Annotated in this window: 12 protein-coding genes; 10 read left to right on the forward strand and 2 right to left on the reverse strand. The window is 71.1% G+C overall.

Going from position 1 to position 16718, the window contains the following annotated elements; all coding sequences use genetic code 11:
• Positions 1-29: 29 nt before the first annotated feature.
• Complete coding sequence (gene uvrA, locus JIW86_RS29405; RefSeq protein WP_257556837.1) at positions 30-3008, forward strand: excinuclease ABC subunit UvrA; 2979 nt, start codon at positions 30-32, stop codon at positions 3006-3008.
• Between the two features lie 120 nt (positions 3009-3128).
• Here uvrA and JIW86_RS29410 read toward each other — a convergent pair whose 3' ends face one another.
• On the reverse strand, positions 3129-4010 hold the full coding sequence (locus tag JIW86_RS29410) for a carbohydrate kinase family protein (protein ID WP_257556838.1): 882 nt from the start codon (positions 4008-4010) through the stop codon (positions 3129-3131).
• 75 nt (positions 4011-4085) lie between these two features.
• Between JIW86_RS29410 and JIW86_RS29415 the strand changes: the two genes are divergently transcribed.
• A complete protein-coding gene (locus JIW86_RS29415; protein ID WP_257556839.1) occupies positions 4086-4517 on the forward strand; it encodes a Rieske (2Fe-2S) protein in 432 nt (143 codons plus the stop codon).
• Between the two features lie 13 nt (positions 4518-4530).
• On the opposite strand, the gene JIW86_RS29420 is transcribed toward JIW86_RS29415, so the two are convergent.
• Positions 4531-5481, reverse strand: coding sequence for a hypothetical protein (locus JIW86_RS29420; RefSeq protein WP_257556840.1), 951 nt, complete (start codon positions 5479-5481; stop codon positions 4531-4533).
• Between the two features lie 228 nt (positions 5482-5709).
• Between JIW86_RS29420 and JIW86_RS29425 the strand changes: the two genes are divergently transcribed.
• The 8 genes from JIW86_RS29425 to gap all read left to right on the forward strand — a co-directional run bounded on the left by JIW86_RS29425 (position 5710) and on the right by gap (position 16622).
• Complete coding sequence (locus JIW86_RS29425) at positions 5710-6306, forward strand: papain-like cysteine protease family protein (protein WP_257556841.1); 597 nt, start codon at positions 5710-5712, stop codon at positions 6304-6306.
• A 5-nt stretch (positions 6307-6311) separates the two neighbouring features.
• Positions 6312-7094, forward strand: a complete 783-nt coding sequence (locus JIW86_RS29430; protein ID WP_257559481.1) for a hypothetical protein — start codon at positions 6312-6314, stop codon at positions 7092-7094.
• A 151-nt stretch (positions 7095-7245) separates the two neighbouring features.
• Positions 7246-9240 carry an excinuclease ABC subunit UvrC gene (gene uvrC, locus JIW86_RS29435; RefSeq protein ID WP_257556842.1) on the forward strand — a complete coding sequence of 665 codons (1995 nt, stop codon included), beginning with the start codon at positions 7246-7248 and terminating at the stop codon, positions 9238-9240.
• A 33-nt stretch (positions 9241-9273) separates the two neighbouring features.
• Entirely contained in the window at positions 9274-10221 is a 948-nt protein-coding gene (gene rapZ / locus JIW86_RS29440) for an RNase adapter RapZ (RefSeq protein ID WP_030388929.1), read from the forward strand.
• Complete coding sequence (locus JIW86_RS29445; RefSeq protein ID WP_257556843.1) at positions 10218-11282, forward strand: gluconeogenesis factor YvcK family protein; 1065 nt, start codon at positions 10218-10220, stop codon at positions 11280-11282. Before rapZ ends, JIW86_RS29445 begins: the two co-directional genes overlap by 4 nt.
• Complete coding sequence (gene whiA, locus JIW86_RS29450; protein ID WP_030009075.1) at positions 11273-12268, forward strand: DNA-binding protein WhiA; 996 nt, start codon at positions 11273-11275, stop codon at positions 12266-12268. The genes JIW86_RS29445 and whiA overlap by 10 nt, the downstream gene beginning before the upstream one ends.
• Before the next feature lie 157 nt (positions 12269-12425).
• Positions 12426-15386, forward strand: coding sequence for a M14 family metallopeptidase (locus JIW86_RS29455; RefSeq protein WP_257556846.1), 2961 nt, complete (start codon positions 12426-12428; stop codon positions 15384-15386).
• A gap of 231 nt (positions 15387-15617) precedes the next feature.
• A complete protein-coding gene (gene gap, locus JIW86_RS29460) occupies positions 15618-16622 on the forward strand; it encodes a type I glyceraldehyde-3-phosphate dehydrogenase (protein WP_215142027.1) in 1005 nt (334 codons plus the stop codon).
• Positions 16623-16718: the final 96 nt, after the last annotated feature.

Consider the following 16718-nt stretch of genomic DNA (forward strand, 5'->3'; position numbering starts at 1 on the left):
CCCATCTCTCAAGAAAGGTGCGGACCGGCGTGACCGACCGTCTCATCGTTCGTGGCGCTCGCGAGCACAACCTCAAGAACGTCTCGCTCGACCTGCCCCGCGACTCACTCATCGTCTTCACCGGACTCTCCGGTTCGGGCAAGTCCTCCCTGGCCTTCGACACGATCTTCGCCGAGGGTCAGCGCCGCTACGTCGAGTCGCTCTCGTCGTACGCCCGCCAGTTCCTCGGGCAGATGGACAAGCCCGACGTCGACTTCATCGAGGGGCTCTCGCCGGCCGTCTCGATCGACCAGAAGTCGACCTCGCGCAACCCGCGCTCGACCGTGGGCACCATCACCGAGGTCTACGACTACCTCCGCCTCCTCTTCGCCCGCATCGGCAAGCCGCACTGCCCCGAATGCAGCCGCCCCATCTCGCGCCAGTCGCCGCAGGCGATCGTCGACAAGGTGCTCGCGCTCCCCGAGGGCAGCCGCTTCCAGGTGCTCTCGCCGCTGGTGCGCGAGCGCAAGGGCGAGTTCGTCGACCTCTTCTCCGACCTCCAGACCAAGGGCTACAGCCGGGCGCGGGTGGACGGGGAGACCATCCAGCTCTCCGAGCCGCCCACCCTGAAGAAGCAGGAGAAGCACACCATCGAGGTGGTCATCGACCGCCTCACCGTCAAGGACAGCGCCAAGCGACGGCTCACCGACTCGGTGGAGACCGCGCTGGGCCTCTCCGGCGGCATGGTCATCCTGGACTTCGTCGACCTCGCCGAGGACGACCCCGAGCGTGAGCGGATGTACTCCGAGCACCTCTACTGCCCGTACGACGACCTCTCCTTCGAGGAGCTGGAGCCGCGCTCCTTCTCCTTCAACTCGCCCTTCGGCGCCTGCCCCGAGTGCACGGGCATCGGCACGCGCATGGAGGTGGACCCGGAGCTGATCGTTCCGGACGAGGAGAAGTCGCTGGACGAGGGCGCGGTCTCGCCGTGGTCGCTCGGTCACACCAAGGACTACTTCCAGCGGCTGGTCGGCGCGCTCGCCGGGGAGCTGGGCTTCCGGACCGACATCCCGTGGGCCGGGCTGCCGGTGCGCGCGAAGAAGGCCCTGCTCCACGGGCACAAGACGCAGATCGAGGTCCGCTACCGCAACCGGTACGGGCGGGAGCGCGCGTACACCACGGCCTTCGAGGGCGCCGTGCCCTTCGTCAAGCGGCGGCACTCCGAGTCCGAGAGCGACGCCAGCCGCGAACGCTTCGAGGGCTACATGCGCGAGGTGCCCTGCCCGACCTGTGAGGGCACCCGCCTCAAGCCGATCGTGCTCGCGGTGACGGTGATGGAGAAGTCCATCGCCGAGGTCGCCGCCATGTCGATCAGCGAGTGCGCGGACTTCCTCGGGAGGATGCGGCTCGACGCCCGCGACAAGAAGATCGCCGAGCGGGTCCTCAAGGAGGTCAACGAGCGGCTCCGCTTCCTCGTCGACGTCGGCCTGGACTACCTCTCGCTGAACCGCGCCGCCGGCACCCTGTCGGGCGGCGAGGCCCAGCGCATCCGCCTCGCCACGCAGATCGGCTCCGGCCTGGTCGGCGTGCTGTACGTACTGGACGAGCCCTCCATCGGCCTGCACCAGCGGGACAACCACCGGCTGATCGAGACGCTGGTGCGGCTGCGGGACATGGGCAACACGCTGATCGTGGTCGAGCACGACGAGGACACCATCAAGGTGGCCGACTGGGTCGTGGACATCGGCCCCGGCGCGGGCGAGCACGGCGGCAAGGTGGTGCACAGCGGTTCGCTCAAGGAGCTGCTGAAGAACCCCGAGTCGATGACCGGCCAGTATCTGTCGGGCAAGCGGTCCATCGCGATCCCGGACGTACGCCGCCCCGTGAACGGGGAGCGGAAGCTGACCGTCCACGGCGCCAAGGAGAACAACCTCCAGGACATCGACGTCGCCTTCCCGCTGGGCGTGCTCACGGCCGTGACCGGTGTGTCGGGTTCCGGCAAGTCCACGCTGGTCAACGACATCCTCTACACGCACCTGGCGCGCGAGCTGAACGGCGCCCGCTCGGTGCCGGGCCGGCACACGCGGGTGGACGGGGACGACCTCGTCGACAAGGTCGTGCACGTCGACCAGTCGCCGATCGGCCGGACGCCGAGGTCGAACCCGGCCACGTACACCGGTGTCTTCGACCACGTGCGCAAGCTGTTCGCGGAGACCATGGAGGCGAAGGTGCGCGGCTACCTGCCGGGCCGCTTCTCCTTCAACGTGAAGGGCGGCCGGTGCGAGAACTGCTCCGGCGACGGCACGATCAAGATCGAGATGAACTTCCTGCCGGACGTCTACGTCCCGTGCGAGGTCTGCCACGGCGACCGGTACAACCGGGAGACGCTGGAGGTCCACTACAAGGGCAAGTCCATCGCGGAAGTCCTCAACATGCCGATCGAGGAGGCGCTGGACTTCTTCGAGGCGGTGCCGACGATCTCGCGGCACCTGCGGACGCTGAACGAGGTGGGGCTGGGGTACGTCCGGCTCGGCCAGTCGGCGCCGACCCTGTCGGGCGGTGAGGCGCAGCGCGTGAAGCTGGCTTCGGAGCTGCAGAAGCGGTCGACGGGGCGGACGGTGTACGTGCTGGACGAGCCGACGACGGGTCTGCACTTCGAGGACATCTCGAAGCTGATCAAGGTGCTGTCGGGGCTGGTGGACAAGGGGAACTCGGTGATCGTCATCGAGCACAACCTGGACGTCATCAAGACCGCGGACTGGGTCATCGACATGGGCCCGGAGGGCGGCTACGGCGGCGGTCTGGTGGTGGCCGAGGGCACCCCGGAGCAGGTCGCGTCGGTGGGCGCGAGCCACACGGGCAAGTTCCTGCGGGACATCCTGGGGGCGGACCGGGTCTCCGACGCCGAGTCGCCTCCGGCGCGGGTTGCCGTGAAGAAGGCCGCCGCAAAGAAGGTCGTTGCCAAGAAGGCAGTTGCCAAGAAGGCCGCCCCGGCGAAGAAGACGGCGGCGCGGGCCCGCAAGTCCTAGTCGCCGAGCCGAGCTGAGCCGAGCTGAGCTTGAGCGGCGAAGGGGTCCGGCCTGGCGGCCGGGCCCCTTCGCCGTCTGCGGCGCCGTTGCCGGGCGGCGCGGGGCCCGGGGCGGAGCCGGCTATCCGGTGAGCTCCGCCGCGTACGGCGGCTCCGCGCCCGCCCGGGTGCAGGTCAGGGCCGCCGCGTGCGCGGCGTAGCCCAGTACGTCCGGCCAGTCGACAGGGCCGTCCTGCGCACCCGAAAGCCGGTGCAGCAGAGCGGCGTTGACGGTGTCGCCCGCCCCGATCGTGTCCGCCACGGCGACCGCGCGGGCCGCCACCGAGTGCTCCGCGCCCTCGCGGGTCCACACTGTCAGCCCCGCCGCGCCCCGGGTCAGCACCACCGCCGACGGACCCGCCGCAAGCCAGTCGCCGACCCGGCCGCCCAGCCAGGCCGCGTCCTCCTCCGACAGCTTGAGGACGGAGGCGTACGGCAGCAGCCGCGTCAGGAACCGGGCGCGGTAGGCAGCCGGGTCGGCGATCAGCGCCGGCCGGATGTTGGGGTCCAGCAGGGTCAGCAGCCCGCGCCGCGACTCCCGGCGCAGCAGTGCCTCGTACGCGCTCGCGCCCGGCTCCAGGACCAGCGAGCAGGTGCCGAGCGCGAGGGCCCTTACGGAATCGGGGAGGGCGGGCGGCAGGGTGAACAGGCGGTCCGCCGTGCCCTCGACGTAGAAGCCGTACGAGGCCGAGCCGTCCGGGGCCAGCGAGGGCACGGCGAGCGTGGTCGGCTCCGGCCCGCGCTGCACCAGCGACAGGTCCACCCCGGCCGCACGGAGCCCGGCCAGCAGGCTCTCGCCGAAGCCGTCCGCCGAGACCCGCGAGCAGAAGGCCACCTCGGCGCCGAGGCGCCCGAGCGCGAGCGCGGTGTTGTACGGTCCACCGCCCGGCCGGGGCAGCAGCGCGCCCGGCGGCCGCGCGACGGGCACCAGGTCGATGAGGGCTTCTCCGCCGACGACGATCACGCGGGGGAAGCTACCCCATCGGACGGCGGTATCGTCGGGTGCACCGTGCCCCGCCCGTCCCACCAGGAGAGTTCCATGCCCGCGTCGCCGTCCCCCGCCCGCCGTACCGTTCTCAGGGGCGCGGCCGCGCTCGCCGGGGCAGCCGGCGCCGGAGCGGCTCTCGCGGCCTGCTCGACCGAGACCAACAGCGGCGGGAACACCCCCGCGACGCCCACCGCCCCGGTGGAGCTGGGGGCAGCGGCCGAGGTCCCGGTGGGCGGGGCGAAGCTCTACCGCGAGCAGAAGCTGATCGTCAGCTGCCCGGCGGCGGGCGAGTACAAGGCGTTCAGCGCCCAGTGCACGCACGCCGGCTGCGTACTGGACAAGATCGTCGAGGGTGAGGGCACCTGTCCCTGCCACGGCAGCCGCTTCGACGCGGCGACCGGCAAGGTGCTGCGCGGCCCGGCCACCGACCCGCTGCCCGCCGTCCCCGTCAAGGCGGAGAACGGCAAGCTCGTCGCGGGCTGACCCGCGAAGGCGATCAGTCCCAGTCCCAGGCGATCCCGAGGATCCCGCGCCGCACCGACTGCTCCACCAGGTGCACCGCCCGGTGCCGGCCGCTCGGAGTGAGGTCCGCGAGGCCGGTGCGCGGGGCCTGCGGCCCGCTGCGGGCGAAGCGGCGGCAGCGCACCGGCAGGGCCGCCTCGTCGAAGCAGACCTGGAGCATGTACTGGCCGCCCGCGTAGCTGAACCCGCGCACGTACTCGCCGCTGCGCGCGCCCGTGCCGTCCTCGATGCCGTAGCCGAAGACGTACGTGTCCCCGCGGCGCAGCCGGGCGTCGAAGAGCAGCTCCGCGACCACCACCCCGGCCTCCCGGTGGCGCCGGATCCGCCCGGTGCGGCAGTTCTCGTACGCAGTCACCTCGATCCGGGACGTGTCGCAGCCCGGATCCCCGTGATGGATGGCGAGGTAGCGGTCGACGCCGTCGCGGTGGGCGCGCACTATCTGCTGCGACTCGCGGGTCCGCATCTCGCCCCCCGGCCCGATCCGGACCCGCTCGTGGTGGCCCAGCGAGTGCAGTCCGCCGTCGGGCGGGAGCTCCATCCCGTCCAGCAGCTGCTCCACCGCGGCGCCCACGCTCACCAGGGCCCGGTAGGGGCGGGCGGCCGGCCGGGCGGGTCCGCGGCCGGATTCCGGGGTGCCCAGCAGCCGGACGAGGGCGCCGTCCGGGAGCTCCAGGATCTGCTCCAGGGCGGTGACGGCCCGCAGGGACTCCGCGTGCCGGGGCCGCCGGGCGCCCTGCTGCCAGTAACTGAGGCTGGTGACGCCGACCTTGATGCCGCGTGCCGCGAGCCGGTGCTGCACCCGGTGGAGGGGCAGTCCGCGCGCGGCGAGGGCGGCGCGCAGGGCCAGGTGGAAGGGGCCGCCGCGCAGCAGCTGTCTGAGTTCTGCCGTGCCGGCCGTGTCTGCGGTGTCGCCGGTCGGCCGCATGGCGACTCCTCTGTGAACGTTCACTCGCGTCGGCGCGGGGGATGGCGCGGTGGCTCCGGGGGACCAGGTGACACGGCAGCAACCGTTCACACCGCAGCCCCACCGTTCACACCGCAATATCACCGCGTATTGAAGCGTGTTGACCTGATCGCGACAACACCACGATGCTCCTGCACAGCGTCCGGACGCGCTCCTCCACCCCCACATCCCCACTTCGGGAGGAACGCGATGCGCCACCGAAACCGGCGGCTTTCCCTCGCCGCCTTCGTCTCCGCCCTGCTCCTCGCCCTGCCCCTCAGTGCCGGCACCGCCACCGCCGCCGATGCCGGCACCGAGTCCGCCCTTGCGTACAAGCGCCTGAACATCACCATGCAGGCCCAGCAGAAGACCAACTGGTGCTGGGCCGCCGGCGGCAACACCATCGCCACCTGGTTCGGCCGCGACTACAGCCAGAACCAGTTCTGCAACGCCGCCTTCAACCGCCAGCAGGGCTCCGACTGCCCGAACAATCAGGCCACCCTCGGCAACGTCCAGACCGGCCTGCGCTGGGCGGGCATCAGCTCCGGCTCGTACGTGAACGGCTGGCTCCAGTACTCCACCGTCCAGACCGAGATCAACGCCAACCGCCCGATCGAGACCCGGATCCAGTGGTCCAACGGCGGCGGCCACATGCACGTCATCTACGGCTACGACACCGCCAGCAGCTGGGTCTACTGGGGCGACCCGTGGCCCTCCAGCGACCGCTACAACTGGGCCTCGCACGCCTGGTACGTGGACAACAGCACCTTCTCCTGGACCCACTCCCTCTACCGGATCGGGGCGTGACCGCCATGACCCTGCGCGCCACCGTCGCCGCCGCGGTCCTCGCCGCCACCGCCCTCCTCGGCCTCGTCCCGCAGGCCGTCGCGGCCCCCGTGCCACAGCCCCAGGACGCCACGGCCGAGACCCGGGCCGCCGCAGCGCAGGCGGCCGCCGCCCCCGAGACCCTGGCCACGGTCTCCCGGTTCTTCGCCCGAGAGGGGAAGGTCTCGCTGACGGCCGCGCAGCCTCGAATACAGGGGGAGGCCGTCCCGGTGCACTACCTCTCCCCGGACTTCGTCGCGGGCAAGGCGGGCGCGCCGGTCGCCCGCCTGGAGTTCCTCGCCAGTGAGGCGGTCTCCTCCGACGGACAGCGGGCCGCGCTGTGGACCGCCCGGACGGACGCCGGCTGGCAGGTCGTGAACATCGCCACCGGTGACGACGAATTCCGCTACGCGCAGCTGGGCGCCGCGAAGCTGCCCGGCGGGACGGTGTTCCGGGAGCCGCAGATCGACGCGTGGTACGTGGCCGAGGGGGGCAGGGTGCTGCCGCTGGACGAGGACGCGGAGCGGGCCGTCGGCGCCGGGGGCACCACGCTCGACGGGTACCGGGTGCGGGTGGCTGCCGCGTACGGGGACAAGCTGCCGGGCTCCTCGTACGCCCGGCGGGGTGTCGCGGGCGGCTTCGAGGACGGGCCCTCGGGGGCTTCCGGGGCGCCGGTGGCGCTCGGGGCCGGGGCCGCTGCCGGTGCCCTTGCTCTCGGGGCGCTCGGCGTCCTCGGCGTACGCCGGTTCCGCCGGGCCGCCGGGGCCTGACCTCGCCCCCCCCGCAGGGCCCGGCTCCGCCAGGGCCGGGCCCTGCGGGTCCGCTGCTGGGGCTCCGCCCCCCAGCAGCGGACCAAACGCCGACGGGGCTGGATCTGGCCGGGGCGGTTTGTTGTCAGACCGCGCAAGTAGGGTGGTTGGCATGGCCGACCCTTCCAGTTACCGACCCAAGCCGGGACAGATCCCCGACTCCCCGGGGGTGTACAGGTTCCGCGACGAGCACCGTCGGGTGATCTACGTCGGGAAGGCCAAGAGCCTGCGCCAGCGCCTGGCGAGCTACTTCCAGGACATCGCCGGCCTGCATCCCCGTACCGCCACCATGGTGACCACGGCCGCCTCCGTCGAGTGGACCGTGGTGTCCACCGAGGTCGAGGCGCTCCAGCTGGAGTACTCCTGGATCAAGGAGTACGACCCGCGGTTCAACGTCAAGTACCGCGACGACAAGAGCTACCCCTCCCTCGCCGTCACCCTGAACGAGGAGTACCCGCGGGTCCAGGTCATGCGCGGGCCCAAGAAGAAGGGCGTGCGCTACTTCGGTCCGTACGGGCATGCCTGGGCCATCCGCGAGACCGTCGACCTGATGCTCCGGGTGTTCCCGGTGCGCACCTGCTCCGCGGGCGTGTTCAAGCGCTCCGCGCAGATCGGCCGGCCCTGCCTGCTCGGCTACATCGGCAAGTGCTCCGCGCCCTGCGTCGGCCGGGTCACCCCCGAGGAGCACCGCGAACTGGCCGAGGACTTCTGCGACTTCATGGCCGGCCGCACCGGCACCTACCTCTCCCGGCTGGAGAAGGAGATGCACGAGGCGGCCGAGGAGATGGAGTACGAGAAGGCCGCCCGGCTGCGCGACGACATAGGGGCGCTGCGCCGGGCCATGGAGAAGAACGCCGTGGTGCTCGCCGACGCCACCGACGCGGACCTCGTCGCGGTCGCCGAGGACGAGCTCGAGGCCGCCGTGCAGATCTTCCACGTGCGCGGCGGCCGGGTCCGCGGCCAGCGTGGCTGGGTCACCGACAAGGTCGAGGCCGTCGACACCGCCGGCCTGGTCGAGCACGCCCTCCAGCAGCTCTACGGGGAGGAGACCGGCGAGTCCGTCCCCAAGGAGGTGCTGGTCCCCGCGCTGCCCGAGGACGCTCCCGCGCTGAGCCAGTGGCTCGCCGAGCGCCGCGGTTCGGGGGTCAGCCTGCGCATCCCGCAGCGCGGCGACAAGAAGGCCCTCATGGAGACCGTCCACCGCAACGCGCAGCAGTCCCTCGCCCTGCACAAGACCAAGCGCGCCAGCGACCTCACCACCCGCTCCCGGGCCCTGGAGGAGATCGCCGAGGCCCTGGAGCTGGACAGCGCCCCGCTGCGCATCGAGTGCTTCGACATCTCCCACCTTCAGGGCGACGACGTGGTCGCGTCGATGGTGGTCTTCGAGGACGGGCTCGCCCGCAAGAGCGAGTACCGGCGCTTCCAGATCAAGTCCTTCGAGGGGCAGGACGACGTCCGCTCCATGCACGAGGTGGTCTCCCGCCGCTTCCGCCGCTACCTCCAGGAGAAGCTGAAGACCGGCGAGTGGGAGGCGGAGGACGGCGACGCGCCCGAGGACGACGGGCGGGCCAAGCGCTTCGCCTACCCGCCCCAGCTCGTCGTGGTCGACGGTGGCCAGCCGCAGGTCGCCGCTGCCAAGCGGGCCCTGGAAGAGCTCGGCGTCGACGACGTGGCCGTGTGCGGCCTGGCCAAGCGGCTGGAGGAGGTCTGGCTGCCCGGCGAGGACGACCCGGTCGTGCTGCCCCGCACCAGCGAGGGCCTCTACCTGCTCCAGCGGGTCCGTGACGAAGCCCACCGCTTCGCCATCCAATACCAGCGCAACAAGCGCGGAAAACGCCTGAAGGCGGGCCCGCTGGACGGGGTGCCGGGCCTCGGCGAGAGTCGCAAACAGGCCCTGGTCAAGCACTTCGGTTCGGTGAAGAAGCTCCGACAGGCGACAATCGACCAGATCTGCGAGGTCCCGGGCATAGGCCGCAAGACGGCCGAGGCCGTGGCCGTGGCCCTCGCCCAGACGGTTCCCGCCGGTCCCGCCGTCAACACGGCCACAGGAGAGATCATTGAGGATGAGAACCCCGCCCCCGCGGGTGGGGGAACCTTCCGGCAGTAGCCGGAAGACATCGTCCGAACGGGGGACCGAGCAATGACCGAGCACGAGACCACGCACGACCGAGACGGAGCACAGGTGAGTACGGGCACGACAGCGGAGCCCGGCGAGACCGCCGAGGCGGCCATCCCCGAGCTGGTGATCATCTCCGGGATGTCCGGGGCCGGCCGCAGTACGGCGGCCAAGTGTCTGGAGGACCTCGGCTGGTTCGTCGTCGACAACCTCCCGCCGGCGCTGATCCCCACCATGGTGGAGCTCGGCGCCCGCTCCCAGGGCAACGTGGCGCGCATCGCCGTCGTCGTCGACGTCCGCGGCCGCCAGTTCTTCGACGCCCTGCGCGAGTCCCTCGCCGACCTCGACAGCAAGGGCGTCACCCGCCGCATCGTCTTCCTCGAGTCCTCCGACGACGCGCTGGTCCGCCGCTTCGAATCGGTCCGGCGCCCGCACCCGCTCCAGGGCGACGGGCGCATCACCGACGGCATCGCCGCCGAGCGCGACCTGCTGCGCGAGCTGCGCGGCGACGCCGACCTGGTGATCGACACCTCCAGCCTGAACGTGCACGAGCTGCGCGCGAAGATGGACGCCCAGTTCGCCGGGGACGAGGAGCCCGAGCTGCGGGCCACCGTCATGTCCTTCGGCTACAAGTACGGCCTGCCCGTCGACGCCGACCTCGTCGTCGACTGCCGCTTCATCCCGAACCCGCACTGGGTGCCGGAGCTGCGCCCCTTCACCGGGCTCAACGAGGAGGTGTCGGGGTACGTCTTCAGCCAGCCCGGTGCCAAGGAGTTCCTCGACCGCTACACCGAGCTGCTCCAGCTCATCGCCACCGGCTACCGCCGCGAGGGCAAGCGCTACGTGACCATCGCGGTCGGGTGCACGGGCGGCAAGCACCGCAGCGTGGCCATGTCCGAGAAGCTCGCCGCCCGCCTCGCCTCCGAGGGAGTCGAGACCGTCGTAGTCCACCGGGACATGGGGCGCGAGTGACCGCACGGACCCCGCGGCTGAGCCGCCTGCGCCGCCTCACCCCGGGACGGGGCGAGGACGGCGCGGGCCGCTCCGGCCGCTCCGGCCGCCGACGCGGCGCCACGCCCAAGGTGGTGGCGCTCGGCGGCGGCCAGGGCCTGTCGGCCTCCCTCGCCGCCCTGCGCCGCATCACCGGTGACCTGACCGCGGTGGTCACCGTCGCCGACGACGGCGGATCCAGCGGCCGGCTCCGCGAGGAGCTCGGCGTGCTGCCGCCCGGCGACCTGCGCAAGGCGCTGGCCGCGCTGTGCGGGGACGACGACTGGGGCCAGACCTGGGCCCGCGTCATCCAGCACCGTTTCCAGTCCGAGGGCGATCTGCACGGGCACGCGGTCGGCAACCTGCTGATCGTCGCCCTGTGGGAACAGCTCGGCGATCCCGTCCAGGCCCTCGACCTGGTCGGCAAGCTGCTCGGCGCACAAGGCCGGGTGCTGCCGATGTCGGCGGTGCCGCTGGAGCTCCAGGCCCTGGTCAAGGGGCACGATCCGGCCCGGCCCGAGGACGTGGACACCGTCCGCGGGCAGGCCACGGTGGCGCTGACCCCGGGCGAGGTGCTCTCCGTACAGGTGGTGCCGAGCGACCCGCCGGCCGTGCCGGAGGCCGTCGCGGCGGTCCTGGACGCCGACTGGGTGGTCCTGGGTCCGGGGTCCTGGTTCTCCTCCGTCATTCCGCACCTGCTGGTGCCGGAACTGCTCGACGCGCTGGTCGAGACGAAGGCCCGCCGGGTCCTCTCGTTGAACCTCGCGCCGCAGCCCGGCGAAACAGAGGGCTTCTCTCCGCAGCGTCATTTGGAGGTTTTGGCCCGACACGCCCCTAAACTCGCCCTGGACGTGGTGCTGGCCGACGAGGCCGCCGTGCCCGACCGCGAGTCCCTCGCCGATGCCGCAAAACGGTTCGGCGCCGCGGTCGAGCTGGCGCCCGTGGCCAGGGAAGACGGGTCTCCGAAGCATGATCCGGAGCTGCTCGCCGCCGCGTACGACCGTATTTTTCGGATGCATGGAAGGATCGGCCCATGGCGATGACGCCCGCGGTGAAGGATGAGATCTCCCGCCTCCCCGTCACCCGGACCTGCTGCAGGAAGGCGGAGGTCTCGGCGATTCTTCGGTTCGCGGGCGGCCTCCACCTGGTGAGCGGCCGCATCGTCATCGAGGCGGAGCTCGACACCGGGATCGCGGCCAGACGGCTGCGCAAGGACATCCTCGAGATCTTCGGCCACTCCTCGGACCTCGTGGTCATGGCTCCCGGCGGACTGCGCCGCGGCAGCCGGTACGTGGTCCGGGTCGTGGCCGGGGGTGACCAGCTGGCACGCCAGACCGGCCTCGTGGACGGCCGCGGCCGTCCCATCCGGGGGCTTCCCCCACAGGTGGTCTCCGGGGCCACCTGTGACGCCGAGGCGGCCTGGCGCGGCGCCTTCCTGGCCCACGGCTCGCTCACCGAGCCGGGCCGGTCCTCCTCCCTGGAGGTCACCTGCCCCGGTCCGGAGGCCGCCCTGGCCCTGGTGGGCGCCGCCCGCAGGCTCTCCATCGCCGCCAAGGCGCGCGAGGTGCGCGGGGTCGACCGGGTCGTGGTCCGCGACGGCGACGCGATCGGCGCCCTGCTGACCCGCCTCGGCGCCCACGAGTCGGTGCTGGCCTGGGAGGAGCGGCGGATGCGGCGCGAGGTCCGCGCCACCGCCAACCGCCTGGCCAACTTCGACGACGCCAACCTGCGCCGCTCCGCGCGGGCCGCCGTGGCCGCCGGAGCCCGGGTGCAGCGCGCGCTGGAGATCCTCGGCGAGGAGGTCCCCGAGCACCTCGCGGCGGCAGGCCGGCTGCGCATGGAGCACAAGCAGGCCTCCCTCGAGGAGCTCGGCGCGCTCGCCGACCCGCCGCTGACCAAGGACGCGGTCGCGGGCCGGATCCGCCGTCTGCTGGCGATGGCCGACAAGCGTGCCCAGGACCTCGGAATCCCGGGCACCGAGTCGAACCTCGATCTCAGCGAGGAGATGGCCGACAACATGGCCGGCTGACCCACTCGGCTGACCAGCTCGTACCCACTCTGGAGGGGGCCTGCACGATCACTCGTGCGGGCCCCCTTCCCGTACCACGCCCCATTGACATGGGCATGGACTGGTCGTGAGCCTTTCGTCCGGACACTTTCGTGGCAGACGACGCCCAGGGGGGCATATGAGGCACCGAGCGAGATCGATCCTCGCCGTAAGCGCACTCGTCTTCGGCACCGCACTCGCCGCGCTACCCGTGTCGGCGCAGGCCCAGCCCGGCCCCGACGCGGCATCCGGCGCCGATGAGGTCCGGGTCTACGACGCCGACATCACCAAGGAGCAGGTCCCGCTCGTCCTCGCCGCCGGCCAGGACGCGCACGAGCTGGCCGAACGCGCGCCGCAGAGCGGCACCGCCAAGGTCGAGCTCTTCCTCACCGGTGATCAGGCCAAGCAGCTCGCGGCCCAGGGCGTCAAGCTCGCCGAACGCGAGGTCCCCGGCGAGGGACTCGCCCGCGCCAAGGCCGCCGGGGACGGGGTGTTCCGCCCGTACAGCGGCAAGGGCGGACTCCAGGAGGAGATCCTGCGGACCGCCCAGGAGAACCCGGCGCTCACCAAGGTCGTCTCCATCGGCAAGACCGTCCAGGGCAAGGACATCCTCGCCCTCAAGGTCACCAAGAACGCCAAGAAGACCAAGGACGGCGACAAGCCGGCCGTGCTCTACATGTCCAACCAGCACGCCCGCGAGTGGATCACCCCGGAGATGACCCGGCGGCTGATGCACCACACCGTCGACAACTACGGCAAGGATCCGCGGGTCACCAAGCTGGTGGACTCCACGGAGCTGTGGTTCCTGCTCTCGGCCAACCCCGACGGGTACGACTACACGCACGCCCCCGACGGCGAGCGGCTGTGGCGCAAGAACATGCGCGACAACAACGGCGACGGCAAGCACACGGCCGTCGACGGCGTCGACCTCAACCGCAACTTCGCCTACAAGTGGGGCTACGACAACGAGGGCTCCTCGCCCAGCCAGTCGAGCGAGACCTACCGGGGCCCCAAGGCTGCCTCCGAGCCCGAGACCGTCGCGCTCGACGCCTTCGAGAAGCGCATCGGCTTCGAGTACGCCATTAACTACCACTCCGCCGCCGAGCTGCTGCTCTACGGCGTGGGCTGGCAGGTCGCCACCCCCACCCCGGACGACGTCGCCTACAAGGCGCTCGCGGGCACCCCGGAGAACCCCGCGGTCCCGGGCTACTACCCGCAGGTGTCCTCCGAGCTCTACACCACCAACGGCGAGGCCGACGGCCACGCCGCCAACGTCAACGGCGTCATGATGTTCACGCCGGAGATGACCACCTGCCAGACGGCCTCCGCGAGCGACCCGAACGACCGGTGGAAGCCCGAGGACTGCGCCTCCGGCTTCAACTTCCCGGACGACGAGAAGCTCATCCAGGCGGAGTTCGCCAAGAACGTCCCCTTCGCCCTGTCGGTCGGCGAGAGCGCCGCGCACCCGGACCGCCCGGAGTCCGTCGTCGGCCTGAGCGCCGCGGACTTCACCCTGGACCCCTTCACCACCTCCTACGTGGCCCGCGGCGAGGACCAGACGGTCGCCGTCACGGCCCGCAAGGCGCTGAAGGACAAGGAGCTCAACTTCCGGATCAACGGCGGCCGTACGCACGACGAGGACCTCAAGGCCTGGAAGGGCGGCGACGTCTACGGCGGCGAGGACAACAACTGGTTCGACGAGTACCGGGCCAAGGTGGACGGCGCGAAGCCCGGCGACAAGGTCGAGGTCTGGTTCACCGGCCGCGACCGCTCCGGCAAGCAGGTCTCCAGCGAGCACTTCACGTACACGGTGGCCGAGCGGCCGCGCGCGGACGTGCTGGTGATCGCGGAGGAGGGCGCCAAGGCCCAGCACGCCCAGAGCTACGTCGACGCCCTGCGCGCCAACGGCCGCTCCGCGGCGGTCTGGGACGTCGCCACCCAGGGGGCGCCGCACCACCTCGGGGTGCTCGCCCACTTCCGTACGGCCGTCCACTACACCGGGGCCAAGACCCCGGGAGGTGACACCCAGCTGGCGGTCCGCGACTTCCTGAACGAGGGCGGCAAGCTGATCGAGGCCGGTGAGCTGGCGGGCGGCAACGCCCAGGTCGGCCGCGCCGTGACCAACGACTTCAGCCAGTACTGGCTCGGCGCTTACGGCCGCACGAGCGTCAGCGGCGCCACCGGCTTCACCGGCGCCGGAGTCCTGAACGGGGCCAAGGGCGCGCTCGGCGACGCCGCGGGCAACCCGCTGAACGCCCCCGGCTCCTACACGGTCACCTCCGACACCCTGGCCCCCGCGCAGTTCCCGCAGTTCAAGAGCGCGCAGGCCGGTCAGTTCGGCGGGGTCGTCAACCCGTACGCCCCCTACGCCGGCAGCTGGATGGCCTCGGCCCTCCACGAGGACGACGACTGGAAGCGGCTGACCCGCACGATCGACCTCACCAAGGTCTCCGCCGCGGACAAGCCGCAGCTGAAGCTCGCGATGAGCTGGAACGTCGAGGAGGGCTACGACCACGCCGCGCTGGAGGCCCGTACGGCCGGCGGGGACGACTGGACCACCCTCCCGGACGCGGGCGGCCTGAGCAGCACCACCGTTCCCGAGGAGTGCGGGGCGGGGTTCTTCGTGAACGGCCACCCCTTCCTGCGCCACTACCTCACCCTTGAGGGCGGCAGCTGCACCCCGCAGGGCACCAGCGGGAAGTGGAACAGCTTCACGGCCTCCTCCGGCGGCTGGAAGCAGGTCTCCTTCGACTTGAGCGCCTACGCGGGCAAGTCCGTCGAGGTCTCGCTCTCCTACATCACCGACGGCGGCTCGGGCGGTCGCGGCGTCTTCGCGGACGAGGCACGCCTGAACGTCGGCGGCACGGACCAGCCCGTCGAGGGCTTCGAGACCTCGCTCGGCGACTGGACGGCCCAGGGCGCACCTGCCGGAAGCCCTGAGGTTCCCGGAGACTGGTCCCGGTCGGGAGAGCTGTTCAAGTCCTATGCAGCGGTGACTACGCGTGACACCGTTCTTCTGGGCTTCGGCCTCGAGCACGTACCGGCGGCGGCTGATCGAGCCGTACTCGTCGGTAAGGCACTGCGGGCGCTGAATCGTTGATCAGCAGCCCTCCCGGGGCTCACTCTGAGTGACGGGGAGAAAGTCCCCGAGGTCCCGTACCGGAACAGCCGGTACGGGGCCTCGGCGCGGGTCCCCCACCAAGTAGGGGGAGTGTCAGGCTCCGGCCGATGTCACTCAAAAGCTCACGGAGAGGTAGGGTCGTAAGCGGTCGGGGACATCCCATACAGCTCGCCGGCGCACTTACCGGCGCACCAACGAGGAGATCGGTTCGTGACGATCCGCGTAGGCATCAACGGTTTTGGCCGAATTGGCCGCAACTACTTCCGGGCGCTCCTTGAGCAGGGAGCGGACATCGAGATCGTCGGTGTCAACGACCTGACTGACAACGCCACTCTGGTGCACCTGCTCAAGTACGACACCATTCTGGGCCGCCTCAAGGCCGAGGTCTCCCACACCGACGACAGCATCACCGTCGCCGGCAACACCTTCAAGACCTTCGCCGAGCGCGACCCCGCGAACCTCCCCTGGGGTGAGCTGGGCGCCGACATCGTCATCGAGTCGACCGGCATCTTCACGAAGAAGGCCGACGCCGCCAAGCACATCGCCGCGGGCGCGAAGAAGGTCCTCATCTCGGCTCCGGCCAAGGACGAGGACATCACGATCGTGATGGGCGTCAACCAGGACAAGTACGACGCGGCCAACCACCACGTCATCTCCAACGCCTCCTGCACCACCAACTGCGTGGCGCCGATGGCCAAGGTCCTCCTGGAGAACTTCGGCATCGTCAAGGGCATGATGACGACGGTCCACGCCTACACGAACGACCAGCGCATCCTGGACTTCCCGCACTCGGACCTGCGCCGCGCCCGCGCCGCCGCCGAGAACATCATCCCGACCACCACCGGTGCCGCCAAGGCCACCGCGCTGGTGATCCCGGAGCTGGCGGGCAAGCTCGACGGCATCGCGATGCGCGTCCCGGTCCCGACCGGCTCCGTGACCGACCTGGTCATCGAGCTCGAGCGCGAGGTCACCAAGGACGAGGTCAACTCCGCGTTCCAGAAGGCCGCCGAGGGCCAGCTGAAGGGCATCCTCGACTACACCGAGGACGCGATCGTCTCTTCCGACATCGTGAACTGGCCCGCGTCCTGCACCTTCGACTCCTCCCTGACCATGGTCCAGGGCAAGAGCGTCAAGATCGTCGGCTGGTACGACAACGAGTGGGGCTACTCCAACCGTCTCGTGGACCTCACGGTCTTCGTCGGTGGCCAGCTCTAAGGTCACCCGGTTCTAAGGTAGGCACCACGATGTGAGCACAGGGTCCGGGCTGCGCGACGAAGCGCCGCACGGGCCCTGTTGCTTGTCTCGTTCTCC

Origin of the sequence: Streptomyces sp. NBC_00162 (assembly GCF_024611995.1) — a bacterium.
GTDB lineage: Bacteria > Actinomycetota > Actinomycetes > Streptomycetales > Streptomycetaceae > Streptomyces.

Bases quoted from the DNA above. Each gene is read 5' to 3' on its own strand.
- JIW86_RS29415 (WP_257556839.1), top strand. From the start codon at position 4,086: ATGCCCGCGTCGCCGTCCCCCGCCCGCCGTACCGTTCTCAGGGGCGCG.
- JIW86_RS29420 (WP_257556840.1), bottom strand. From the start codon at position 5,481: ATGCGGCCGACCGGCGACACCGCAGACACGGCCGGCACGGCAGAACTC.
- JIW86_RS29425 (WP_257556841.1), top strand. From the start codon at position 5,710: ATGCGCCACCGAAACCGGCGGCTTTCCCTCGCCGCCTTCGTCTCCGCC.
- JIW86_RS29430 (WP_257559481.1), top strand. From the start codon at position 6,312: ATGACCCTGCGCGCCACCGTCGCCGCCGCGGTCCTCGCCGCCACCGCC.
- uvrC (WP_257556842.1), top strand. From the start codon at position 7,246: ATGGCCGACCCTTCCAGTTACCGACCCAAGCCGGGACAGATCCCCGAC.
- rapZ (WP_030388929.1), top strand. From the start codon at position 9,274: ATGACCGAGCACGAGACCACGCACGACCGAGACGGAGCACAGGTGAGT.
- whiA (WP_030009075.1), top strand. From the start codon at position 11,273: ATGGCGATGACGCCCGCGGTGAAGGATGAGATCTCCCGCCTCCCCGTC.
- JIW86_RS29455 (WP_257556846.1), top strand. From the start codon at position 12,426: ATGAGGCACCGAGCGAGATCGATCCTCGCCGTAAGCGCACTCGTCTTC.